Source organism: Rhizobium sp. YS-1r, from assembly GCF_000757525.1.
In the GTDB taxonomy this organism is placed as follows: Bacteria; Pseudomonadota; Alphaproteobacteria; order Rhizobiales; family Rhizobiaceae; genus Neorhizobium; species Neorhizobium petrolearium.
This window is the reverse complement of the sequence record NZ_JPYQ01000009.1, coordinates 209,572-234,344: the sequence shown is the minus strand read 5'-3', so window position 1 is coordinate 234,344 and position 24,773 is coordinate 209,572. Positions and strand designations below refer to the sequence as shown.

Here is a 24,773-nt window from a genome sequence, read left to right as displayed (position 1 = left end):
AATCTCCTCCGGGCGCATCACTCCCCTGACGCACAACTGGTCAGATTGTCTGACCAATTTCTACTATGAGTTAATTCAGCTCTATGTCAAGGACCTCACGAGAGCGTTTAAGCATTCAGGCGGGAAAGGCGACGCCATAGCGCTTGCTGAGTTGCTCAAACGCTGTTGCGGTCGCCGGGTCCAACGCCACGCCGTTCCGCTCGCGCTCCTCCGCGACCTTCCATTCCCTGTCGCCGGGCGCCATCACCTGCCCGTTCTGACGAGGCCGCGATGTCCGCAACCCCTCCAGATAACGCCGCATGCCCCGATCGAACGTCTCCCGATCCACGAAAGCATCCGGTTTTATGGCCAGGACGAAAGCCCCCATCTCCCGAGGGGTGGCAAAGTCCGGTCCTCCCATCGGGGCGATTTCGAAAGACAGGCGCATGCCGGTCATCACCGCGCTGAAGATTTCGGCGACACCGGCAAGCCCGGCACCCTTGAAGCCGAATGCAGCGCCAAGAGGCGCTAACATGTCCACGAGATCGGCATTGGTGGTATCATTCCCATCCTCGTCCGAGGCGACGGCATCCGGAAGCGGATGTCCAAGGCTGCGATAAAGTAAAACGCGATTGAAGGGCACAGCACTCGTCGCCATGTCCAAGAGCCATGGATTGGCCTCTGTCGTCGGCACGGCAACCGAGATCGGATTGGTGCCGTGGAAACGTTCGGCCCCATCATGCAGCCGCACGAAACTGTCGGAATTGGCGAAGACAAGGCCGATAAAGCCTTGTCTTGCTGCCTCGATGGAATAAGCGCCGGCCGGACCGAAGTGGGATGTGTTGCGGATCGCAACGGCGCCAAGCCCAAAGCGGCTCGCCAACTCGATGGCATTGTGCATCGCCGTGTAGGTCGCCAGCGCACCATGGGCATGATCCGCATCGAGTGTCCTTGCCGCTCCGAAGCTGTTCAGCATCTTGATGCTAGGGTGCCTGTTCACGCGACCGCCTTCCAAGGCCTCTATGTAATGCGGAAGAAGGCGGATTCCGTGACTGTCCACGCCATGGCGCGTGCCGTGCATCATGGCGCGCGAAGCCGCGTCGGCCGTCGCAGGGTCCGCGCCCGAGGCCGAAATCACCTCGCGCGAAAACCGTGCCAACTCGTTCAGAGGCAATCGAGTCGACGGGTCGGATTGCTGCATCGCGAAAGCTCCTCCCTCACCTCTTTCGCAAAATGTATAATGCACACACTAGACGTTCGATCGAGGATGTGCAATCCCTGATCACCTGACGTTTTCCAAAGACCTTGCCGCCATGCAGATCGCATCCAAACCTCTTTCGTCAAAGCTCTACCGCCGCGCCTGCGATCTGCTGGCATTCGACATCTGTAGCGGTGCGCTGCCGGTAGCAACCCGCCTGACGGAAACGCGGGTTGCAGAACGCTTCGGCATCAGCAGAGCCCCCGCACGCCAGGCCTTGGTCGAACTGGAGCGACTTGGCCTGCTGAAGAAGGCCGAAGGCCGAGGCTATGATGTTTTGCCCGTGACCCGCGAGATAGGCGTTCTTCAGACTTCAGGCATCAATGACGGGCTTGAACTGCAGCCACGCTCGAGCTGGGAGGTGATCTATCCCGAAGTCGAGATCGAGGTCGTCTCACGCACTTCGCTTGCCAGCTGGCGTATCAACGAGGTCCTGCTGGCCCGCCACTACGGCGTCAGCCGCACCGTGGCGCGCGATGTTGTCGCGCGCCTGCAGGAGCGGGGCATCGTCCATAAAGACGGCAGCGCCAGATGGTGTGCTCCGGCTTTAACCGAAAAACACATTAATGAACTCTACGAACTTCGGTGGGTGCTTGAGCCGCTCGCGCTTGAGAAGGCCGTGCCTCATCTACCTGGGGGGCTTCTTGCCGCCTTCCGAGCGAACATCGAGATGACGATGGCGTCGTCAGAGGTGCGGAGCGAGCAGTTGGATCAGCTGGAGCAGGAATTGCACGTGGACCTGCTCAGGCGATGCGGGAACCAGGCACTCCTGCGGGCTGTCAGCCTGCCACAGGCCCTCTTGGTTGCACACCACTTCCTCTACAGACGCACCTCAGGCCTCTTCGAGAGCGAGCCGTTTCTGCCGGAACATCTCAAGATCGTCACTCGTCTTGAGCGCCGGGACGTCGCCGGGGCCTGCGAGGCGCTGGTCCAACATTTGAAGGTATCTCGCCACCGGGCAATGCTGCGCATTCGTGCCGTCGCCGAAACGATCGAACCGGCGGATTTACCCTATCTGGAGCGCCTGTAGCGGCGAAGCCGAGTTTATGTCTGGGCCAGCGGTCCACCCATTTCAAAATGGCCCGCGCACGGGAGGAGGTCCCATCATGAAGATTTCAGCCGTCGAACCGTTTATCCTGCACCTGCCGCTCACTTCGGATTCAATCTCCGATTCCACCCATAGCATTACGCACTGGGGAGTCGTGGGGACGAAAATCACCACGACAGACGGCCTGGAGGGCTATGGCTTTACCGGAACCCATGCCCACCTGCCGTCAGACCGGCTGATCACGGCGTGTATTCGCGATTGCTATGCGCCGCTATTGATGGGCGAGGACGCCTCCGACCATCAGCGTCTCTGGACGAAGCTTGCCCGTCATCCCGCCCTCCAGTGGGTCGGGCGCGCGGGTATCACGCATCTTGCGCTGGCGGCGGTGGACGTTGCGCTGTGGGATCTTGCGGCGAAGAAGGCAGGCCTCCCTCTTTGGTCATTTCTGGGTGGAGCACGAACCGAGAAGCTCGAAGCCTACAATACCGATATTGGCTGGCTCTCGTTCTCGATGAAAGCACTCATCGCGGGTTCTGCCCGTGCTGTCGAGCAAGACGGATTCACCCGCATCAAGATCAAGGTGGGCCACGACGATCCCAACATCGACATCGAGCGGCTGGAGGCGGTCCGAAAGCGCGTGGGTGGCGCAGTCCGGATTGCCATCGACGCCAACGGCAAATGGGATCTTCCCACCTGCCAGCGTTTCTGTGCACGGGCGCGCGACCTCGACATCTACTGGTTCGAGGAACCGATGTGGTACGACGACGTGGCAAGCCATGCAGCCCTCGCCCGCAACACCTCCATTCCCGTGGCCCTCGGCGAGCAGCTCTACACCATCGATGCCTTTAGAAGCTTCATCAGCGCTGGAGCAGTACACTATGTCCAGCCGGATGTGACACGGCTTGGCGGTGTTACCGAATATATCCAGGTCGCGGATCTGGCTTTGGCCAACCGCCTGCCTGTCGTCCCGCATGCCGGCGAAATGAGCCAGGTGCATGTTCACCTGAGCTACTGGCATCCAGCCTCGGCAATCCTCGAATACATTCCCTGGATCAAGGATCACTTCCACGAGCCGGCGAATGTGGAGAGCGGCATCTTCAGAAGACCACAACAGCCGGGAGCGAGCACGACCCCTCTCCCGCAAGCCTTTGCGCACTATGGCAAGTCTCTAGGATAAATCCGATAGCTGAGTGGCTGGATTTCAACAAGGAAATCCGGATCGCCGCCCATCGCTATAGGATGCAGCGTCTTGCGATCCGGATGATCTTTCAGACTGGGCTCACCGGAGAGGCACTGCCGCCACTCTGTTAACGCATGCCATCGGCTGCACGTTTCTCCTCCTCCTTCATGAAGGCGATGTCACCGACGACGCGCACACGCACGCGTCGTGCATCACCCGGCAGATAGGCGATCGGAATGTCTTCCGTGTCGAGCGTCACGATCGAGTTCGGATCCGCACCGGCCTCGACCGCACGCCGGCGAGCAATGCGGTCGGCCTCGGCGATCGCATTGTCGCGCGACATGTCGGAGAAGACCTGATCGACCTCGCCGGAAACTTGCGCCATTGCGGCACCCAACGCATTCGCCACGCCCGCATGTTCGACACGCAGCACCTCGCTCGCCCCTTTGAGCTTTTCCGGGATCAGGAACGCACCACCGCCGACGGCGATCAACTGCACGCCTTCGGCCGAGGTCTTCATCCGGTCGACGCCGTCCTCCACCATCGCCTCGATACGCTTGAGGAGGTCCGCGACCATCGCCTTGTCGAGATGCCTGACCCGATCCCTGTCGCCGATCTCGACGAGGCCGGCGGCAACCGCCACGTCCGTCGTGGTCAGCGTATCGCCGCCGAAGACCAGCGCCTTTTCTGTGATGCGATAGCCGACCGAACGCGGACCGATCTTGCGGGTTTCCGGATCGATGATGGTACCGCCGCCGAGCGCCATCGGCAAAAGGTCGGGCATGCGGAACAATGTGCGGACACCACCGACCTCGACGACATTGTTGGCTTCACGCGGAAAACCGCCGACAAGGCAGCCGATGTCGGAAGTCGTACCGCCGACATCGATGACCATCGCTTCCTTGAGGCCGGTCAGGAAGGCCGCACCGCGCATGGAATTGGTAGGACCGGAAGCAAAGCTGTAGACCGGGTTGGCGGCCGCGACATCGGCCAGAACGACGGTACCGTCGTTCTGGGTCAGGTAAAACGGAGCGTCGATGCCGGCACGCAGAAGCGCATCCTTAAAGGCGTCGATCGTCTTGCGCCCGAGGCCCTGAAGCGCCGCGTTCAGGAGCGTGACATTCTCGCGCTCCAGCAGACCGATGCGGCCGAGCGTGTGCGACAGCGTTATCCGTGCGCTCGGAATGACTGAGCGGATGATCTCGGCGGCTTCCAGCTCGCATTCGGCCGTCAGCGGCGAGAAGAGTGCGGTGATACCGATGGAATCTACGCCGGCATCGCGAATCTTCATAGCTGCATCGCGGATCTCATCGCGGGCGAGCGGCACAAGCGGGCGGCCGTCATATTCATGGCCGCCATGCACCATGAAGGAGAGCGGATCGACCGCGTCCCGCAACTCGTCCGGCCAGTCGATCATCGGCGGCAGCGACGCGCCCGCCGGCATGGCGATGCGGATCGCGGCGACCCGTTCCAGGCGAGCGCGCTCGACCACTGCATTGGTGAAATGCGTCGTGCCGATCATCACCGCATCGACCGGCGAAGCGCCCGGCGCCTGGGAGGAGACCACGTGGCCGATCGCATTGACCACGCCCTGCATTACGTCGGCGGTGGTTGGAAACTTGATGGCCGAAATTACCTTCTCGCCATCGATGAGCACGGCATCCGTATTCGTGCCGCCGACGTCAATTCCGATCCGCTTCATGCTGCAAACACCGATTTGAAATCAAGGTCATAACCGAAGGCGCGCGGGCCGACATGCTCCAGGCCCTTGGGGCTGGTCAGCACATCCGGCGCAGGCAACGCCACCACCGTCACGCGCTGGCCGTAACGTACCGTCTCCGTGCCGATTGCTTCGCCCGAAACCGTATCGAGCAGGCAGATCAGGTCCGGCGTCATGGCGATCGGCTGGCTGTCGCGGAAGGCGACCGCCCACTCGTTCTGGAAGGCGAGCTCGACCTTCGAACCGCGGTCGCCGTCGAGACCTTCGATCATCGCCGAACCGCGCAGGAAGCCGCCGGTCGTCGTGCGATCCACGTCGGCGATCTTGCCCTTGAAGAGCACCTTGCCGCCCTCGTGGGAAAGCACGGCCTCGACCGGATCGGTATGTGCGGCACGGGCGTCGAGCACGGCACGGCCGAGGCTGACGGCCTTGGTCACCGTGTAAAGAACGCCCCATTCCTTGACTTCCCGGCCGGTGCGCGGTGCCTTGCAGGTGGCCGCGGTGGAACCGACTTCGGTGCAGATCTTGCGAGAAATGCGCTCCATCCACTTCCAGGAAGCGGCCTTGGCGACGATCGCCTCGTTGTCGCGGCAATCGACCAGCGTCAGCGGGTACATCGGCAGGTCGCCGATCGCGAAGCTCGTCATCTGCGCTTCCGGATAGGCGCGGCCCATCGCATCGGCGTCGACGACCGGAATATCCAGCATGGCGGCGGCGAGGAAAGGCGAGAGCGCGTTGCCCCCGCCAATCTCGACGCTCATCACGGCGCGGAACTTGCGGCCGGTATATTCCTCCATGAGCTGCATGGCGCGGGCAAGATGGGCGGGATCGACAAGGCGTTCCTGGCCGACCAGTGGCGCTCCCATCTTCGAGACAACCGCAACGGCATCGCCGTCATCGAGCGCCTTGGGATCGATGAGCTTGACGCGCTTGCCCTCCTTGTAGAGTTTTTTCAGGTTCAGCTGGGCCAGATAGGGACTGCCGCCCCCGCCGGTTCCGAGAATCCAGGCGCCCACGGCAAGCGGGTCGATCTCACCCGCTTCGAAATCACGGATCATGTTTACCTCCGAAGAATGTGCTAGAACCTAGCCATGTGTGACGAAGGATGCCTATAGGGGACTGCCCCTAGAATGAGCTTGCCTTGATTTTGTGCATGCCTAAAACCATCATGCCGAGACGATCGAAAGGACCGATTCCCTGCCCGTGACGAAGAGCTCATACAATCCGGCTTCGGCCTCACCGAAAGCAGCGGAAGCCCGTCATCGCGTCATGTTTTTGAGCGTCGGACAGTCGCCGCGCACGGATATCATCGGCGACATGCTGGAAAACCTTGATATACCGATAGAGGCGCTGGAAATCGGCGCTCTCGACGGTCTTTCCCAGGCGGAAATCGATGATCTGAAGGTGCGCCCCGGCGAAACCAGCATCGTCACCCGGCTCGCTGACGGCAGCGACATCGTCATCTCCAAGCCGCGGATCGCTGAGCGCATGGCGAAGATCGCCGCCGCCTTCCAGCCCAACGAATTCGATCTGGTGGTGATCCTGTCGACCGGACTTTTTGGCGATTTCGAGAGCACCTGCCCGACGGTCAACGCCCAGCGCGCGATGGAATCGGCGGTCATCTCGCTCGCCGCGCACGGCTCCGCCGTCGGCCTCATCCAGCCGCTGCAGCAGCAGATTGGCGAACTCGAAATCCCGGCGCTGGCGCCCTACAAGATCAGCGCCAGCTATGCCGCCGACGGCGACAAGAAGCTGCTGGCAAGTGCCCTGATCGACCTTGCCGATGCGGAGATCATCGTCCTGAATTCCGTGAGTTTTACGGAAGCCGACCGCCAGATGGTCGCCAAGGCAAGCGGCAAGCCGGTCGTGCTCGCCCGCCGCATCGTCGCAAGCGCCATCCGCCTCTTGCTGCACGGCACCCATCCCGTCACGCTGCCTGGCGTTTCACCGGAATTCTCCGAAAAGCTCCTGCGGCTCACGCCGCGTGAACGTCAGGTCCTGTCGCTGGTGGCCGAAGGCCTGTCCAACAAGGCGATCGCCCGCCAGCTCGGCATCAGTCCGAAGACGGTCGAAATCCATCGCTCGAACGTGATGAGCAAGATGGAAGTCACCTCTTCCAACGCGCTCATCCGTATGGTGGTCGCAGCAGGCCATCCGTGACCGAAAAAGGCATTTTTGCGTAAGAAAATTGCGTTGAAAAGCCAATTTGCCTAAAAATTGGCCGCATTAAAGATGTCAGAATCATGTCGGACTAGGGGCATTACCCTATAGTGAAGGCGCGCTTCCGGGCGTTAGGCTCCCTGTCATCAAACATGCAGGGGAATTGACGACAGCATGCCATCCAAATCCAAGATTGCCTTCGTGACGATCGGCCAGGCGCCCCGTGTGGATCTCGTTCCCGAGATGATGGCGGAGATTACCGTCGGCCTGCCGGAAGGCAGCATCGAATTTCGCGAATTCGGCGTGCTGGACGGCATGGGCGCGGAAGAGCTCGATGCCATGCGCGCCAGAGACGGTGAGCATTCCTTCGCAACGCGCTTGAAGAGCGGCGAAGAAATCGTTTCCTCCAAGGCACTGACCGAAGAAAAGCTGAATCTTCTCCTGAAGAAGATCGATGGTGAAGGTTTCGACCTGATCGTCCTCCTGTGCACCGGCACGAAGATCGAGCCGCTCGAACATACACTGGTCGTCGAAGCGCAGCGCATCGTCGACTCGACAGTCGAGGCTCTGGCCGCCTCCGCCCGCAAGCTCGGGGTCATCGTGCCGCTCGAACGGCAGGTGCGCGACTTCAACGAGCGGCATGTCTTCAGCGGCGATCACAGCATCGTGTCGGCCTCACCCTATGCGGGCGACGACATGGGCATGCGCGCCAAGCAGCTCGATGATTGCGATCTCATTGTCATGCATTGCATGGGCTATTCGGCGGAGATGCTCGATGAGGTCCGCCGCGCCGTCGATGCCCCGGTTCTCCTGTCGCGCCGCGTTGTCGCGGGCGTCGTCCGTCAAATGATCTGAACAACCAACATACGAACAAGAGAGGGAACGAATGTTCGGCAAAATCATCAGGAATATCGCAATTGCGGGGCTGCTTGCCTCGTCGGTCCTCGCCTCGCCGGCTGGCGCCTTCGAGCGCACCGACAAGGGGAACGTGATCGTGTTCGGCGGCCGGCAGGCGATCCCGGTTCTCGATCCGCATATCCGCTACGACTGGTCGACGCGCATGATCCAGCAGGCCGTCTACGACGCGCTTTTGAAATATGAAGGCGATCCGGCCGAGTTGAAGCCGTGGCTCGCCGAAAAGTGGGAAACCAGCGCCGATGGAAAGACCTGGACCTTCCACCTTGCCAAGACCGCCAAATTCCATAACGGCGATCCGGTGACGGCGGAAGCCGTTCGCTACTCCTTCGAGCGCGGCCTGAAGCTCAACAAGGGCGTGGCCTGGATGCTCAAGGACTTTCTGGCGCCGGAAGGCATCAGCGTGGTCGACGAATATACCGTGAAGTTCGACCTTAAGGCCCCCTATGCACCTTTCCTCTCCTTCCTGCCCTGGTGGTACATCGTCAATCCTGCCGAGGTGAAGGCGCATGAGGTGGACGGCGATTACGGTCAGAAGTGGCTGACCGACCATGCGGCCGGCTCTGGCCCGTTCAAGCTCGGTCGCTGGGAGCCGAACGTCCTTTATGAAGTCGAATCCGTCGAGAACTACTGGAAGGGTTGGCCGCAGGGTGACAAGAACCGCCCGGCCGGCGTGATCTTCAAGATCATCCGCGAGCCCGCCGCCCAGAAGGCAGCGCTACAGCGCGGCGAAGCCGACATCGTCGAAGGGCTGACGCCGGATGATTACATGCAGATCAAGCGGGTGCCCGGCATCGCCATCGAAGACCACAAGGGCATGACCACCTTCGGCATCAAATTCAACACGCAGAAGGGCCCGACCGCCGACATCAACCTGCGCAAGGCGATCGCCTACGCGCTCGACTACGACGCGCTGATCCAGGTCTATAACGGCGCCGCAACGCTGGAAACCAGCCCCCTGCCGGACGCCATGAAAGGCCATATTCCGGTTCCCGGCATGCCGCGCAAGGACCTCGCCAAGGCCAAGGAATATCTTGCCAAGTCCGGGTATCCGAACGGCGGCATCACCCTGCCTTACGTGCATGTCGCCGGCCTCGAAGAAGCCCGCCGTATCGGCCTCGTGCTGCTCGACAGCCTGAAGCCGCTCAACATCAATGTCGAGATCAAGCCGGAGCAGTGGCCGAACATGGTCGCCAACGGCTCGAAGGTCGAGACCTCACCGGCCATGACCTCGGTCTACACGACGCCGGTCTCCACCGATCCGGACGCCGTCGCCTACCAGTACCACAAGGCGAGCTGGGGCCAGTATTACGCGATGATGTTCTACGACAATCCGAAGGTTTCGGAAATGATCGACAAGGCACGCGGCTCGACCAACTGGGATGAGCGCGCCAAGCTCTACGCCGACATCCAGACGCAGATCGTCGCCGACCAGCCGGAAGTCTTCGGCATGCTGCAGAACCGCCGCTGGGCCCGCCGTGACTACCTGCAGGGTTTCCAGTTCAGCCCGGTCCGCTTCACGGGTGAAGTTGACCTCTATCCTCTGTGGGTAAAGGCCGAATAACCTCTGGCTGCTCCCCCACCTTGCAGCCAGAATGGTGCATGGCCCGGCTCCCAGTTTCGGGCCATGCGCAATTATAATTGAATGGAGAAGACGATGCTGACATTCGCCTTCCGCAAATTGCTGACGCTGGTCGGCACGATGATCGGCATTGCCGCGCTGACGTTCCTCATCACCAATGTCGCGCCGGGCGATCCTGCTCGTCTCGTGGCCGGCCCCAACGCCACCGAGGACATGGTGGCGACCCTCCGGACCGAATATGGTCTCGACAAGTCGCTGCCCGAACAGTTCATCGTCTATATGGGCGATCTCGTGCGCGGCGATCTCGGCCAGTCCATCGTCACCACCCGTCCGGTCATGGAAGAGGTGCTGCGCTATGCGCCGGCGACGCTTGAACTCGTCTTCGTCGCCATGGCGCTCGGCATCGTCGTCGGCGTACCGCTTGGCATGCTCTCGGCCGTCTACAAGGACGGACCGCTCGACCATGTGACGCGCATCTTCTCAATCTCGGGCGTCGCACTTCCGGCCTTCTGGTTCGGCATCATCCTGCAGCTGATGTTCGCGGTCGATCTCGGCTGGCTGCCGGTCTCGGGCCGCCTGCCGCTCGTCACCCGACCGCCGGAGGCTTACACCGGCCTGCTCCTTGTCGACAGCCTAATCTCCGGCCGCTTCTCGACTTTCTGGACCTCGCTGCAGCACATCATTCTGCCGGCCGTCGTGCTCTCCTTCCCCTGCCTTGCCTCCATCCTGCGCGTCAACCGCGCCGAAATGATCGAGGTGCTGCAGTCCGATTATATCGTCGCGGCACGCGCCCACGGCATTGCTTCCTTCCGCATCGTCGGGCTTTACGCGCTGAAGAACGCCATGCTGCCGACGCTTGCGATGATCGGGCTGCGCTTCGGCTGGATGCTTGGTTCGACCGTGCTGGTCGAAACCGTCTTCGACTGGCCGGGCATCGGTCTTTATGCCGTGTCTTCCGCCCTTTCTTCCGACTTCAAGCCCGTCATCGGCGTGACACTGATGATCGGCTTCTTCTTCATCGTCGCCAACACCCTTGTCGATCTCGCCTATGCCTGGATCGACCCCCGTCTCAGGAGCGCGTGATGACGACCCAGATGACCACGCCGGTCTCCGCCCCGATCAACGATCCGGCGGCGCTTCCCCGCCCACTGACCTTCCGCGAACGGCATGAAAGCCAGATCCGCCAGTGGCGGCTCTATGGCCACATGTTCCGCAAGAGCTTCTCCTCCATGCTCGGCCTGACGCTGGTCGTGCTCTTTCTGCTGCTCGCGGCCTTCGGCCCGCTGGTCGCGCCCTTTCCGGAAGCGGCAAGCGGTGCGATCGACATGTCCAACAAGCTGATGCCGCCAGGCGGCGTCAACTGGTTCGGCACCGACGAGATGGGCGCGGACATCTTCTCCCGCGTCATCATGGGTGCCCGCACCTCGCTCTGGATCGGCCTCATCATCACCGGCATCGGCGCACTGATCGGCGTGCCGCTCGGCATCATCGCCGGTTATAACGGCGGCTGGGTGCGCGCGATCATCATGCGCATCACGGAACTTTTCCTGGCCGTACCGGGCCTGGCACTGGCGCTGGCGATCGTCGCGGCGCTCGGCCCCGGCATCACCAATTGCGTGCTGGCGCTCTCGCTCGTCTGGTGGCCAGGCTATGTGAGACTGGTCGAGGCGAAAACGCTCTCTGTCAAGGAGGAGCTTTTCGTGGAGTCGGCCCGTTCGATCGGCGCCAGGACGCCGTGGATCCTCTGGCATCACATCCTGCCCAACTGCCTCTCGCCGATCATCGTCAAGATGAGCATGGACATGGGCATGGCGATCCTGTCCGCCGCCAGCCTCGGCTTCATCGGTCTGGGGGCCCAGCCGCCGGCGCCTGAATGGGGCGCGATGATCTCGGTCGCCCGCACCTACATGCCGGACTGGTGGTGGTATTCGCTCTTTCCCGGTGCGGCCATCTTCCTCACCGTGCTCGGCTTCAACCTGTTGGGCGACGGCCTGCGCGATATCCTCGATCCCCGGAGTCGCGACCGATGACCGGACCTCTTCTCAACATCAAGAGCTACCGGCTCGACATCGGCACATTCGATGGTCCGGTGCATGTGCTCAAAGACATCAACCTCACAGTCAATCGCGGCGACACGCTCGGCATCGTGGGCGAAAGCGGTTCAGGCAAGACGGTGCTGGTCCGCTCCGTGCTCGGCATCGGCCCGAAAAACTCCAAAGTCGTCGAAGGCAGCATCGCCTTCGACGGGCAGGACATCACTCGGCTGTCGGAAAAGGATTGGACGAAGATCCGCGGCATCCGCATCTCGATGATCTTCCAAGACCCGATGACCTATCTCAACCCGCTCTTCACGGTCGGACGGCAGATTTCCGACGTCATCGCCGCGCATGAGAAGGCTGCCGGTCAGGGCGTTTCCTCCAAGGCGGCACGCCGCGCCCGTACCGAGGAACTGCTAGACCAGGTGGGGCTGCCGAACCCGGCCATGCTGTTTTCCCAATATCCGCACCAGCTTTCCGGCGGCATGCGTCAACGCGTGCTGATCGCCATGGCGCTCGCCGGCAAGCCGGACCTGCTGATCGCCGACGAGCCGACGACCGCCCTCGACGTGACAGTCCAGGCACAGGTGCTCGATCTCATCAACTCACTGGTCGAGAAGCTGAACCTCACCGTCATCATGATCAGTCACGACATCGGCGCGATCGCAACGATCGCGAAACACTGCGCAGTCATGTACAAGGGTGAGATCGTCGAACAGGGCCTGACGGCCGACATCCTCAGCCGTCCGCAGCACGAGTATACCAAACGCCTGCTCGCCGCCGTTCCGGATATCGACGCCGCGGCTGAGAAGGTTGCCGCCGAACCATCACCGGCCAACCCCGCCAAGCCCGGCGCGCTCCTTCAGGCGATCGATCTGAAGAAGGTTTACCGCAGCCAGTCCGGCACAGAATTCGCGGCCGTCAATGGCATCAGCCTTTCCGTGAAGACGGGCGAAATCTTCGGTGTCGTGGGCGAATCCGGTTCCGGCAAATCGACGCTGGCACGCATGCTGCTCCGCCTCATCGAGCCGACATCCGGCGACATCGTCTTCGACGGACAGAATATCACGAGCCTGACCGGCGAACCGCTCAGGCAGATGCGCCGGCACATGCAGTTCGTCTTCCAGAACCCGCATTCCGCACTCAACGGTCGTCACACGATCGGCGATGCGATCGGCGAACCGTTGCGCATCCAGACCGGCATGAGCCGTCGCGACATCGAAGCACGCACCGAGGCCCTGCTCGACATCGTGCAACTGCCGACCATGTTCAAATATCGTTATCCGCACGAGCTTTCCGGTGGCCAGAAACAGCGCGTCTGCATCGCCCGCGCGATCGCACTCAATCCGCGCCTGCTGATCCTCGACGAACCGACCTCAGCACTCGACATCTCGGTACAGGCACAGGTGCTGGATTTCTTGCAACAACTCCGCGCGGAGCTTAACCTGACCTACGTCTTCATCTCGCACAATCTCGCAGTCATTCGCCAGATCTGCGACCGGACGATCGTCATGAAGCGCGGCGAGATCGTTGAACAGGGCGACACGGAACAAATATTCCTGTCGCCCCGTCAGGACTACACAACGGCACTCATCGAAAGCGGCAGGAAGACCTCTCGGGCAGCAAGCCTGGGGGCCTAGAGCCGATCATATCCTTTAAGAGGTTGAATGAACTATCGCCGGAATGCCAGCAGCCTGCCCGTCTGGTCCGGCGGTAATAAGGATTTCTGAGAAGACACGCTTGCGGAAAAAGTCACCACATTGGTCATATCCGGCCCTGCATTTGCGCGGGCGGATAGCAGCGCATAAAGTTCCGGCACGAGCCCATCGCCGTTTTGTTCGGCAAGTTTGTGCAGACCGATGAAAAGGCTCATGTCACGACGTTCTTCGTTCATCATTGCGTTCCTTCATGGTCTGGAGCGCCCGCTCCAGACTGGATTTCGAGCCGTTGCGCAGCGGAACGAAGGTGACGCCGAATTTCTTGCAGCCGGTCTTCACCCTCAGACACGCATCGTGGCTGATACAGTCGATGGGGCAGAAAACGCAGTCGACCGACGGCAACACCGTATCGATGCGCGAAACAGCTTCGCGTAGGCCGCCGTCATGATGGATCAACTCGGCGCCATGCTTGCTGGCGATCTCGCGCAGATGCGCAACCTGACAGTCCCTCCCTCCGACATAGAGAAAGCTGCGGACGTCGATCGCGCTACCGCTGGCGACAGAGGATGCCGTCTTGCCGGTCTCCTCCGCGCCGCTATTGCCGTTCTTCCGCTTCTGTTTCTTCGCCATGACGCTCCTCGTTTGGCAGCCGAATCTGGTGGGACAATCCCTCGATGGAGCGCACCTTATTAAACTTGATTTTCATAGTAAAGATTAAAGTCGACTCTTTTTATCAGGATATATTCAGTCACCTGACAGGCCGGCTACGACAAAAATTTACCGTTTGATAAATTTTTTGGCTGTGATACGCTTTGATCAATAGTTGTCCATGAATCCATAAAAGAGGGAACCAAGATGGATCGACTGGGAAACGGTATTGAGGCCGGCCGCCTCACGCCGGCGGAATATGAGTCGAATTTCGCCGACCTGCACCCACGTTTCGACCGGCATGAAGCGCTGGTCGCATCCGACCGTTGTTATTTCTGTTACGACGCGCCATGCATGACGGCCTGTCCCACCTCGATCGATATCCCGATGTTCATCCGGCAGATATCCACGGGCAATCCGCTGGGTTCGGCCAAGACGATCTTCGACCAGAATATTCTGGGTGGCATGTGCGCCCGCGTCTGTCCCACCGAAACGCTCTGCGAAGAAGCCTGTGTGCGCAACACTGCGGAAGACAAGCCTGTCGAGATCGGCAGATTGCAGCGATATGCGACCGACATTGCAATGGAGACGGGCAAGCAGTTCTATGCCCGCAAGGCGCCGACCGGAAAGACGGTCGCGATCGTCGGGGCAGGCCCCGCCGGTCTTGCCGCGGCCCATCGGCTTGCCATGCATGGCCATTCCGTCGTGATCTTCGAAGCGCGCGAAAAGGCGGGCGGCCTCAACGAATACGGCATCGCCACCTACAAGGCCGTCGACGACTTCGCGAGCCGCGAGGTGGATTACGTGACCGCGATCGGCGGCATCGAAATCAGGAACGGACAGGCGCTCGGCCGCGATTTCTCGCTTGCCGAACTGACGACCAGATATGACACCGTCTTCCTCGGCATGGGGCTTGCCGGCGTAAACGGCCTCGGCGTCGAGGGCGAAGACCTTTCCGGCGTCGAGGACGCGGTGGATTTCATCGCCTCGCTTCGGCAGGCGAAGGACAAGGCAACCATTCCGGTCGGACGGAGGATCGTCGTCATCGGCGGCGGCATGACCGCGATCGACGCAGCGATCCAGTCCAAGCTGCTTGGGGCGGATGAAGTGACGATCTGCTACCGCCGCGGCAGGGAGAACATGAACGCCTCGACCTATGAGCAGGATCTCGCAACCGCCAACGGCGTCATCATCCGCCACTGGCTGGCGCCGAAGGCGATCCTCGGCAAGGACGGCAAGGTGGCCGGCATCGAGGTGGAATATACCGCGATGCGCGACGGCAAGCTCGTCGGCACGGGAGAAACCGGCGTGATTGCCGCCGACCAGATCTTCAAGGCGATCGGCCAGACATTCGCGGCGTCTGGCCTCGGAGCGCTGACGATGGACAAAGGCAAGATCGCCGTCGATGCCGAAGGCCGCACGTCGATTGAGGGTGTATGGGCCGGCGGCGACTGTATCGGGCTCGGCGAGGATCTGACCGTCTCGGCCGTCGCTCAAGGACGCGATGCCGCTGAATCCATCAACCGCATGCTTGCTGCCGGTGCGCAGCCTGCCGTTGCCGTCGCTTGAGGGGGAGTGTGAACCATGGCTGATCTCCGCAACAATTTCGTCGGCATCAAGTCCCCGAACCCCTTCTGGCTTGCCTCCGCACCGCCGACCGACAAGGCCTATAACGTCGAGCGCGCCTTCAAGGCGGGCTGGGGCGGCGTCGTCTGGAAGACGCTGGGCGAAGAAGGCCCGCCGGTGGTCAATGTCAACGGCCCGCGTTATGGCGCGATCTGGGGCGCCGATCGCCGCCTGCTCGGCCTGAACAATATCGAGCTCATCACCGACCGCGACCTCTACACCAACCTTCGCGAGATGAAGCAGGTGAAGATGAACTGGCCGGACCGGGCGCTGGTGGCCTCTATCATGGTCCCCTGCGAGGAAAACGCCTGGAAGGCGATCCTGCCGCTGGTGGAAGAGACCGGCGCCGACGGCATCGAGCTCAATTTTGGCTGTCCCCACGGCATGTCCGAGCGCGGCATGGGCTCCGCGGTCGGCCAGGTGCCGGAATATATCGAGATGGTGGTGCGCTGGTGCAAGCAGTACACCCGCATGCCGGTCATCACCAAGCTCACCCCGAACATCACCGACATCCGCAAGCCGGCGCGCGCCGCCAAGGCGGGCGGCACTGATGCCGTCTCGCTAATCAACACGATCAACTCGATCGTCTCCGTCGATCTCGATAATTTTGCCCCCAATCCGACGGTCGGCGGCAAGGGCTCGCATGGCGGCTATTGCGGTCCGGCGGTCAAGCCGATCGCGCTCAACATGGTGGCCGAGATCGCCCGTGATCCGGAAACCTATGGTCTACCGATCTCTGGCATCGGCGGCATCACCACCTGGCGGGATGCGGCGGAATTTTTAGCGCTCGGAGCCGGCAACGTGCAGGTCTGCACCGCTGCCATGACCTATGGCTTCAAGATTGTCCAGGAGATGATCACCGGTCTTTCTGACTGGATGGACGCGAAGGGCCACAGGAGCCTCGACGATATCATCGGCCGTGCCGTCCCGAATGTCAGCGACTGGCAGTATCTCAACCTCAACTACATCGCCAAGGCGCATATCGACCAGGACGCCTGTATCAAGTGCGGCCGCTGTCACATCGCCTGCGAGGACACCTCGCATCAGGCGATCACCAGCATGGTCGACGGCGTACGCCATTTTGAGGTGATGGAAGAGGAATGCGTCGGCTGTAATCTCTGCGTCAACGTCTGTCCGGTCGAAAACTGCATCACCATGGTCGGGCTTGAACCCGGCGCGCTCGACAAGCGCACGGGCAAAGTGGTCGATCCGAGCTACGCCAACTGGACGACGCATCCGAACAATCCGATGGCAAGGCAGGCAGCGGAGTAGCTGAACCGTGATGCCTCGGCCAGCTTGGCCGAGGCATTTTCCACCGCCCTTTCCGGATCAGAAGTGCCATACGATGAGGCGCTGCTTTGAGGGAACAAATTCGTCACCTCATATGTCTATGAACAGCGTTGCAAGAATGGATGTCAAAGGCCAACGAGGCATATGATGAAATCTCTCGCTCCGGCAACAACTGCGCTTTTGATGTTTTAAGAACGAACCGTAGGCCCCTTTTTAACTCTAGTGAACTGCTTCCTGGATGGTTACAGCTTGACCATCCGTCGGAGCCGCCTGACAATTCATCACGTATGCAAAATGTGCCTTGGACATTGAGTTAGTCGCAGGGCCCCATCGTTACTGACAACGACCGTCTCGCTGAAGCCGAGACCCAGCGCAGTCGCATAAAGATGGAACACCATCCCCTCCTCCAGCGCCCAATCCGACGTCGGCAGAAAAACGCCGGAAAAATCGCTGGTGCGCGGGGTGCGGGTGTATAGACCCAATGTGTAAGCCGTGACGTTGTCATAAGACGGCCGCAGGCCTGAATCGAGCGCTCCCTGCCTCATGATCGCATCCACGTCGCGGGCGATCGCCCCCGGCTTCATCGCTGCGATCTGCCGATCCTGAAGTTCCACCAGCCTGTCAGCGCTGGCAGAAAGGGCGGCAGGGGGTGCACCGACAATGATCGGCCGCATGATGCGCGCACCGTAGTTTCCGACGCGCGGAATGAGTTCGACATGCAAGATGTCGCCCTCTTCGATCTCCTCGGTCTTGAACGCGCCATGCAAGAACTCGTGGTTACCGCGCGCCTTTACGACAGGTCCGACTTCGCCGGTATCGGCGCCCTCGCGCAGGAAGACACTGGAGGCGATAGCAGCCGCATCGCGGGTCGTCATCCCAAGCCTGGCATGACGCGCGATTTCCAGCATGGCCTTGTCGGCGATCAAGGATGCCTGCTTGAGAAATGCGATCTCTTCTTGCGACTTCACCCAGCGCAGACTATCGCTGAGCCCCGGCATGGGCACGAATGCCGCCTGTGGAAGAAGCGTCTTCAGACGCATGAACGTCTGGGCGCTCATGCTGTAGGAGTTGGTATCCAGCCCGATCCGCACACCGGCAAATCCGCGATCGCGGATGCTGCCGGCAACCGCAGCCAGCGCCTCATTCGTATCGGCAAAACCGACGATATCCGTAATCCAACTCTTCTCACGGCACGGCGCCTCGTCGAGTGCGCGCAGCGTGAACCAGGCATCGCCCTCGCGTGGCAGGAAGGCCGCGCGATACATGGTTTCAGACACGGTATAGCCCGTCAGCCAGGCCAGGAGCTCGCCGCTGTCGACGAGTAGTAGATCCACACCGGCGGACATCATGGCGCCCCGGGCGCAAGCGATGCGACGTTCAAATTCTGCCCGGGAGAACATCTCAGACTGCCTCGCAGATATCGAGGATGGTCAGCATGTAGACGCGGATCATGTCGAGGAAGTCAACGATGTCGACACGCTCGTCGGGCATTGTGTTGTAACGACCGCCCGGCCCGCAGACGATGCCTTCCATGCCAAGCTCATGATAGAGGTGGCCGGCATCGGTGCCGTAAAAGCGTGTCGGGGTGATCGCGCCGGTGGGCTGCTTTTGGCCGCGGACGGCTTCGTAAGCGGCGTTGATCGACCTGACGATGCGCGAATCCGGGGAGACTTCAAAGGGCGGCATCAGCGGACGGCCTTCGATCATTTCCGGAACGAGCTTGGCTTTGAGGCCCGGGAAGCGGCCCTCGAGCGCGCGCAATTCCTTGTCCAGATCGGCCAGAACACCCTCCTGCGTCTGGCCCGGAGCATAACGGCACGACCCCTTGAGCCGGACGAAATCGGCCACCTGCGGCGGACGCCACTCTTCCAGATTGCGACCGAGCGCGCCGTGGACGACGCCGACATGGCCGCGGTTGACAGAGCGGTGAACATCGCTCCTGGCGCCGCTGAAGGTCATCGCGTTGATGCGCGGGATGATGTCGCAAGCAGCTGCGATGGCATCAACTGATTCCTCCCGCTTCGACAGATGGCGAGTGTCGCCGGTCAGCTCGATCACATAGCTCAACGCTGCAGCATGCATGGTGACCGCGACGAGGTCGCTCGGCTCGCTGTTGATGAAGTAATCGGCCTTAACGCCGCTTTTGATTGCGGCAAGCGTGCCGACGCCGCCCTGCAATTCGCCGACGACGAAGGTCAGGATCACATCGCCCTTCAGCTTGATGCCGGCGTCAAGCAGCGTCTTTACGGCGCAGAAATAGGCAGCATCGCCCGCCTTCATGTTGGAAACGCCGATGCCGTAGATGAACTTGTCATCGACAAGGCCGGCATAGGGATCGACCGTCCAGCCCTCGGTGACCGGGTTGGTATCAAGATGGCCGTTGAACAGCAGGCTCTTGCCGCCGCCCTGCCCTTTCAGACGGCCGATCGTGTTGAAACGGCGCCCTTCGTCGAAGGCCTGAAGTTCGGCCTCGACGCCGATCTTTTCAAGCTCTTTCGCCATGAAGCGGGCGAGGTCCTTCTCGCCCTCGGTCTCCGAGTGGCTCTTGTGCTGGACCATCGTCGACAGGAAATCGAGGCAGGCCTTTTCGTCGATCCGGTCCAGCAGGGACTTCGGGTCCATTGTCATGCTCCTTGATGCGGTGTCATTGATATTGGGCGGCGGCGCGCGGCACCGCCTCGATCAGGCGGCGGGTATAGTCCGCCCGGTCAGGGCTATCGATCTCATCGGCCTTCACCACCTCGATCAGGTCGCCGCGATACATGACGGCGATCCGGTGGGCGATCTGGCGGATCAGGTTGAGGTCGTGGGTGATGAAGAGATAGGCCGTACCGCTCGCCTTCTGCAATTCCAAGAGAAGCTCCACGACCGAGGCCTGCACCGAGACGTCGAGCGCCGAGGTGATCTCGTCGCAGATGACGAGTTTCGGTCTGGAAGCAAATGCGCGGGCTATCGCCACACGCTGTTTCTCGCCGCCCGAAAGCTGGTGCGGATAGCGGTTCGCGTGGGTGCGCGGCAGGCGTACCTGTTCCAGCATGTCGCCGATCTGCTTGTCGAGATCGGTGGTATCCCCGAACAGTTTCAGCGGACGTGACAGAATTTCCGAGATCTTCTGGCGCGGATTGAGCGATGCATCCGGGTGCTGGAAGATGATCTGCACGTCCTTGCGGTAAGCATTGTCCATGTCGGACGAGCTGCGGATCTCGCGCCCGTCGAACCAAATCCTACCTTCGAAGCGATTAAGCCCGGTCATTGCCTTGGCCAGCGTCGACTTGCCTGAACCGGATTCACCGACGATACCGAGGATTTCGCTCGCATTGACGACGAGGTTGATGGCGTTGTTGCCGGTGACAAGGTCCATCTTCCTGCCGGTCAAGGCCGCGAAGAACGGCTTGCGGCCGAAATAGACGCTGACGTTTTCGACCCTCACCAGTGGTTCGTCAGTCGCAACGACATCATCCTTCACCAACCGATGGGCGGGATCGGGGACGGCGGCGATCAATTCGCGGGTGTAGGCCTGCTTCGGACGGGTGAAGATCTCGCGGACGCTGCCCTGCTCAACGATATCCCCGCGCCTGATGACCGCCACACGGCTGGCGGTGCGTGCGACCAGCGCGAGATCGTGTGAGATATAAAGTGACGCGACGCCGGTCTCGGCCTGCAGTCCTACAAAAAGGTCGAGGATTTGGCGCGAGGTGATGACGTCGAGCGCCGTGGTCGGCTCGTCGAAAATGATGCATTGTGGGTTGCAGGCAAAGGCCGAGGCGATAACCACGCGCTGCTTTTCGCCGCCTGACGCTTCGTGAGGCATGCGATGCATCATCTGTGCCGGCGTCTTCAGGCCCACATGCGCCAGCAAGGCCTCGCCCTCCTTCCACGCCTGCTGACGTGTCAGCCTGCGATGGCGCACGAGCACTTCCGACAGTTGGGTACCAAGCGACAGCGTCGGGTTGAGCGACGTGCTCGGATCCTGAAACACCATGCTGATACGCCGGCCGCGAAACGTTTCCATCTCGCGTTCGGATTTTTCCAGCAGGTTGTCGCCGCAGAGCAGGATCTTGCCACCGGGTTCGCGCGCATTCGTCGGCAGGTAGCGCATGATTGACCACGCAAGCGAGGTCTTGCCGGACCCGGATTCACCGACGAGCCCGAGAATTTCGCCGCGCTTGATGGCAAGATCGATGGTCTTCAGCGCGTGGTACGGACCGTTCGCGGTCTCGTAATCCAGCGAGTAGTTTTCGATCGCAAGAACCGGGCAATCTTCTGTATCGGTCATAATGTCTACCTCAGGTTCGCGGATTGAGGGCATCGCGAAGCCCGTCGCCCAGAAGGTTGAAGCCGACAGCGACGATGGCGATCGCCACACTCGGCCAGATCAGGATGCCGGCACTCAAGTGCATGTAGCGGCGCGCTTCAGAGACCATCAGCCCCCATTCGGCGGCCGGCGGCTGGGCACCAAGACCGAGGAAGCTCAAGGTCGCGAACAGCATCACGGCAAACGAGACGCGGATGGTCATCTCGACGATGATCGGAGCAATGACGTTCGGCAGCATTTCGCGGCGGATGATATAGGCGGAGCTTTCGCCGCGGGCGATGGCCGCATTGACGTAGTCCTGCTTGCGGACGGAGAGCGCGACGCTGCGGGTGATGCGTGCCATGCCCGGTGCAAAGGCGATGGCGACGGCAATCAACGCATTGATCGTGCTGGAGCCGAGAAGGTTCACCACCAGCAAAGCGAAGAGCAGGCTCGGGATCGACATGACAGCATCGATGGTGCGCATGATCAGCTCGTCGGCGCGGCCGCCAAGGAAGGCGGACGCGGTGCCGATCAGGGCGCCGATCAAAGTGCCCGCGATGGTGGCGAGCACGGCCATGACGACGGTGGCGCGGGCGCCGATCAGCAGACGGCTGAATATGTCGCGGCCATACTGGTCGGTTCCGAGCCAATAAGAAAGGCTCGGCCCCTTGTAGCGGGAGAGCGGGGAGAGAGCTTCCGGGTCGTGCGGTGCGACCATCGGACCGAAGACGACGATCAGCATGACGAGTACCACGAGCAAGATGCCGATGGCACCCTGCGGCGTCCTCAGGAGACGTTTCATGAACTCAGTCATACTGGATCCTCTTGTCGAGCCAAGCGTAGAGGATGTCGGCAATGAAATTGACGATTGAATAGGTGGCGGCCATGATCAGCACGCCTGCCTGGATGGCCGGCAAGTCGCGCGCCTGGATGGCGACGATCAGCTGGCGGCCGATCCCCGGTATTGCGAAGATCTCCTCCACGACAATCACGCCACCGAGTAGGTACCCGACATCGAGGGCCACGATAGTGATGGTTGGCAGGAGCGCATTGCGCAGCGCATGACGACGAAGAACCTGGCCCGATGAAATGCCCTTCAACCGGGCAGCGCGAATATAATCCGTATGCAGCACATCGACCAGCTCGGAGCGGACCATGCGCGAGACGTGGGCGATGAGAATGATCGAGATGACGCAGACCGGCAGCACGAGATGGACGATGCCGTCCACAAAGTTTTCCGTCAGCGGCACATAACCAGTCGGTGGCAGCCACTTCATCCAGTCGGCGAAGATGAGCACGGCAATCGTCGCGGTAACGAATTCCGGCAACGCGACACCGGCGTAGGAGACGAGGCTGACCACGATGTCGGCAACCTTGCCCCGGCGAATGGCAGCAATGATCCCAAGCGGAACGGCAAGGATCAGCATCAGACCGATGGAGAACACTGCCAGAAGCAGCGAGCGCCCGAGCGCTTCGAACATCGCCGGGCCAACTGGCTGGCCTGTGCGAAGCGAAGTACCAAGGTTGCCCTGCAGCACGTGCCAGAGCCAAGTTGCGTATTGCCGCCAGACGGGAGCATCGAGCCCCATGGTCTGACGCAGCGCATCGAGTGCCTCCTTGGTGGCGTTCTCGCCCAACATCATGACGGCTGCATCGGCTGGTAGGATCTGAGTGATGGCGAAGACGATGAGCGACACGACGAATAGCGTGTAGACGATCATCGCCAATCGCTTGGCTATGTAGTTCGCAGACAGGAGCGTGTTCCTTGGCAAGGGGGCCGGACACCCGGCGGGGCGTCCGGTGACATTGACAAATCAGCCGCGCTTCGGCGCATTGTCGGCAAGCGAAACATAATCAAGGCGGAATACCGACGCACGCGGGTGAGCCTCGAACCCTTGCACCCACCTACGCTTGGCTGCCAACACGTCGAAAAAGGATGGGATGATCGAGGGAACGTCCTCGTTCATGATTTCCTGCGCCTTGGTATAGAGCTCGGTACGCTTGGCTGGATCGACCGTCCCGCGGGCTTCGGCGACCAGCGCGTCAAAAGCCTTGTTGTTCCAACGCGTCTCGTTCCAGGACGCATCGGAGGTATAAAGCAACTTGAAGATGCCGTCCGGGGTCGGCTGCATATTGTAGAAACCCACGTAGAAGCTGCCCTTCTTCCAGACCTGTTCGAGGTAAGTCGCGTGCGGCATGGTCTGGACATTGATGGTGATGCCAGCTTCCTTGGCCATCTCGCGCAAGGCAACAGCAAGCTGCGTGCGAACCGCAGGCCGGTCGGAAGCGATCAAGGTCAATTCGAGGCCGTTTGCATGTCCAGCCTCGGCTAGCAGCTTCTTCGCTTCGGCAATGTTCTTCTCGCGCTGCTTGACGCCCTTGAAGAATTGGTAGGACGCGTTCAGAGGCGTGTCGTTACCGGGCGTGCCGAAGCCCTCGGTGACGAAACCGACCATCGCCTCGCGGTCCACGGTAAGCGCGATCGCCTTGCGGACGCGGGCATCGTTGAACGGTGCCATGTCACAACCGAAGTTGATGTTGCAAAACTGGCCCGATGGCGTGCGCAACGTATCGATGCCGTCCGTTCCGTCGATGCGCAGAAACTCGGTTGGCTGAATGGTCGAGATGATGTCGACATCGCCGGCAATCAGGGCCGAACCTTCTGCAGAGATGTCGGGGAAGACCTGCACCTCGATGCGGTCGAGATAAGGACGCGCCGGATCATAGTAGTCGGGGTTGCGCTCAACGACGATCAGGCGATCGGGCTCATAGGAAACGAGCTTGAACGGGCCGGTGCCGACCGCCTTGGTAGAAAGGCTCTTCAGGTCGCCGGTCGCGATCGCGGCCGGGATGATGCGAGCGTTGGTGTAGGCCATGGCGACGGGGAGGTCGGCATACGGGCCTGACAGCTTGAACAGAACCGTCGTATCGTCAACGGCAACGACATCGGAGATCGGGCCGACATTGTTGCGCCCCGGGGAAGCGGTCGCAGGATCGAGGATCGCCTTGAAGGTGGCGACGACGTCTCTGGCGGTGAACGCGGAACCGTCGTGGAAGACGACGCCCTTGCGCAGCTTGAAAGTCCACTCGGTCAGACCATCATTCGCGGCCCAGCTTTCGGCGAGATCCGGCTCGATCGACATATCGACCTTCAGGCGTGTCAAGTTGCTGTAGAGCAGCTCAGTCACCAGATATTCCGGGTTGACGCGGGTCAGCAGCGGATGAATGACGCTTGCCGCCTGGTCGACGGAGATGCGCAGCGTGCCGCCCTTGGCCGGGGTTGCGGCCTGAGCGATACTCAGCGGCGGTGCGGCGAGGACGGCGGCAGTGCCAGCAAGGAAGAAGCGACGTTTCATTTCCAGCATTTTCGAGTTCC

General features: G+C 61.2%; 21 protein-coding genes. 10 read left to right on the top strand and 11 right to left on the bottom strand.

The features are described 5' to 3' along the window. Nucleotides 1-115: 115 nt before the first annotated feature. Nucleotides 116-1,180, bottom strand: coding sequence for an Ldh family oxidoreductase (locus JL39_RS10385; RefSeq protein ID WP_037149417.1), 1,065 nt, complete (start codon nucleotides 1,178-1,180; stop codon nucleotides 116-118). Between the two features lie 112 nt (nucleotides 1,181-1,292). Between JL39_RS10385 and JL39_RS10380 the strand changes: the two genes are divergently transcribed. Together JL39_RS10380 and JL39_RS10375 are read left to right on the top strand one after the other, a co-directional pair. Further along, nucleotides 1,293-2,267, top strand: coding sequence for a GntR family transcriptional regulator (locus JL39_RS10380; RefSeq protein ID WP_052182801.1), 975 nt, complete (start codon nucleotides 1,293-1,295; stop codon nucleotides 2,265-2,267). A gap of 76 nt (nucleotides 2,268-2,343) precedes the next feature. Beyond that, complete coding sequence (locus JL39_RS10375; RefSeq protein WP_037149414.1) at nucleotides 2,344-3,462, top strand: mandelate racemase/muconate lactonizing enzyme family protein; 1,119 nt, start codon at nucleotides 2,344-2,346, stop codon at nucleotides 3,460-3,462. A gap of 130 nt (nucleotides 3,463-3,592) precedes the next feature. Here the strand turns inward: JL39_RS10375 and JL39_RS10370 are convergent, their stop codons facing one another. Beyond that, on the bottom strand, nucleotides 3,593-5,167 hold the full coding sequence (locus JL39_RS10370; protein WP_037149411.1) for a hydantoinase/oxoprolinase family protein: 1,575 nt from the start codon (nucleotides 5,165-5,167) through the stop codon (nucleotides 3,593-3,595). After that, nucleotides 5,164-6,243, bottom strand: a complete 1,080-nt coding sequence (locus JL39_RS10365) for a DUF917 domain-containing protein (RefSeq protein ID WP_037149408.1) — start codon at nucleotides 6,241-6,243, stop codon at nucleotides 5,164-5,166. Before JL39_RS10365 ends, JL39_RS10370 begins: the two co-directional genes overlap by 4 nt. A 145-nt stretch (nucleotides 6,244-6,388) precedes the next feature. Between JL39_RS10365 and JL39_RS32445 the strand changes: the two genes are divergently transcribed. The 6 genes from JL39_RS32445 (at nucleotide 6,389) to JL39_RS10335 (ending at nucleotide 13,518) form a co-directional block, all read left to right on the top strand. Further along, a complete protein-coding gene (locus tag JL39_RS32445) occupies nucleotides 6,389-7,345 on the top strand; it encodes an AroM family protein (RefSeq protein ID WP_244446864.1) in 957 nt (318 codons plus the stop codon). 174 nt (nucleotides 7,346-7,519) lie between these two features. Beyond that, nucleotides 7,520-8,200 carry an AroM family protein gene (locus tag JL39_RS10355; RefSeq protein WP_037149403.1) on the top strand — a complete coding sequence of 227 codons (681 nt, stop codon included), beginning with the start codon at nucleotides 7,520-7,522 and terminating at the stop codon, nucleotides 8,198-8,200. A gap of 31 nt (nucleotides 8,201-8,231) precedes the next feature. Beyond that, nucleotides 8,232-9,824 carry an ABC transporter substrate-binding protein gene (locus JL39_RS10350; protein ID WP_037149401.1) on the top strand — a complete coding sequence of 531 codons (1,593 nt, stop codon included), beginning with the start codon at nucleotides 8,232-8,234 and terminating at the stop codon, nucleotides 9,822-9,824. Between the two features lie 93 nt (nucleotides 9,825-9,917). Next, complete coding sequence (locus JL39_RS10345; protein ID WP_037149398.1) at nucleotides 9,918-10,925, top strand: ABC transporter permease; 1,008 nt, start codon at nucleotides 9,918-9,920, stop codon at nucleotides 10,923-10,925. Continuing rightward, nucleotides 10,925-11,872, top strand: coding sequence for an ABC transporter permease (locus tag JL39_RS10340; RefSeq protein WP_244446863.1), 948 nt, complete (start codon nucleotides 10,925-10,927; stop codon nucleotides 11,870-11,872). The genes JL39_RS10345 and JL39_RS10340 overlap by 1 nt, the downstream gene beginning before the upstream one ends. Beyond that, the gene (locus JL39_RS10335; protein ID WP_037149397.1) at nucleotides 11,869-13,518 is read left to right on the top strand and encodes an ABC transporter ATP-binding protein; all 1,650 of its coding nucleotides are present in this window, start codon (nucleotides 11,869-11,871) and stop codon (nucleotides 13,516-13,518) included. Before JL39_RS10340 ends, JL39_RS10335 begins: the two co-directional genes overlap by 4 nt. A gap of 32 nt (nucleotides 13,519-13,550) precedes the next feature. Here the strand turns inward: JL39_RS10335 and JL39_RS32115 are convergent, their stop codons facing one another. Then, complete coding sequence (locus tag JL39_RS32115) at nucleotides 13,551-13,772, bottom strand: hypothetical protein (protein ID WP_037149394.1); 222 nt, start codon at nucleotides 13,770-13,772, stop codon at nucleotides 13,551-13,553. Then, a complete protein-coding gene (locus JL39_RS10325) occupies nucleotides 13,753-14,166 on the bottom strand; it encodes a DUF2325 domain-containing protein (RefSeq protein WP_037149391.1) in 414 nt (137 codons plus the stop codon). The genes JL39_RS32115 and JL39_RS10325 overlap by 20 nt, the downstream gene beginning before the upstream one ends. A gap of 225 nt (nucleotides 14,167-14,391) precedes the next feature. Between JL39_RS10325 and JL39_RS10320 the strand changes: the two genes are divergently transcribed. Continuing rightward, on the top strand, nucleotides 14,392-15,753 hold the full coding sequence (locus JL39_RS10320; RefSeq protein ID WP_037149388.1) for an NAD(P)-dependent oxidoreductase: 1,362 nt from the start codon (nucleotides 14,392-14,394) through the stop codon (nucleotides 15,751-15,753). Nucleotides 15,754-15,768: 15 nt separating this feature from the next. Next, entirely contained in the window at nucleotides 15,769-17,082 is a 1,314-nt protein-coding gene (gene preA / locus JL39_RS10315; protein WP_037149387.1) for an NAD-dependent dihydropyrimidine dehydrogenase subunit PreA, read from the top strand. Nucleotides 17,083-17,381: 299 nt separating this feature from the next. Here the strand turns inward: preA and JL39_RS10310 are convergent, their stop codons facing one another. Genes JL39_RS10310 through JL39_RS10285 form a run of 6 tightly spaced genes read right to left on the bottom strand, consistent with a single transcriptional unit; the run spans nucleotide 17,382 to nucleotide 24,762 of the window. Next, nucleotides 17,382-18,500, bottom strand: coding sequence for a Xaa-Pro peptidase family protein (locus JL39_RS10310; protein WP_037149386.1), 1,119 nt, complete (start codon nucleotides 18,498-18,500; stop codon nucleotides 17,382-17,384). A 1-nt stretch (nucleotide 18,501) separates the two neighbouring features. Then, on the bottom strand, nucleotides 18,502-19,722 hold the full coding sequence (locus tag JL39_RS10305) for a M20/M25/M40 family metallo-hydrolase (RefSeq protein WP_037149384.1): 1,221 nt from the start codon (nucleotides 19,720-19,722) through the stop codon (nucleotides 18,502-18,504). 22 nt (nucleotides 19,723-19,744) lie between these two features. Beyond that, nucleotides 19,745-21,376 (bottom strand): ABC transporter ATP-binding protein, encoded by a 1,632-nt coding sequence (locus tag JL39_RS10300; RefSeq protein ID WP_037149383.1) that lies wholly within the window; start codon nucleotides 21,374-21,376, stop codon nucleotides 19,745-19,747. 10 nt (nucleotides 21,377-21,386) lie between these two features. Beyond that, nucleotides 21,387-22,211 carry an ABC transporter permease gene (locus tag JL39_RS10295; protein ID WP_037149381.1) on the bottom strand — a complete coding sequence of 275 codons (825 nt, stop codon included), beginning with the start codon at nucleotides 22,209-22,211 and terminating at the stop codon, nucleotides 21,387-21,389. Next, nucleotides 22,204-23,151, bottom strand: a complete 948-nt coding sequence (locus JL39_RS10290) for an ABC transporter permease (protein WP_037149709.1) — start codon at nucleotides 23,149-23,151, stop codon at nucleotides 22,204-22,206. Before JL39_RS10290 ends, JL39_RS10295 begins: the two co-directional genes overlap by 8 nt. Before the next feature lie 60 nt (nucleotides 23,152-23,211). Beyond that, nucleotides 23,212-24,762, bottom strand: a complete 1,551-nt coding sequence (locus JL39_RS10285; RefSeq protein ID WP_037149378.1) for an ABC transporter substrate-binding protein — start codon at nucleotides 24,760-24,762, stop codon at nucleotides 23,212-23,214. Nucleotides 24,763-24,773 lie beyond the last annotated feature (11 nt).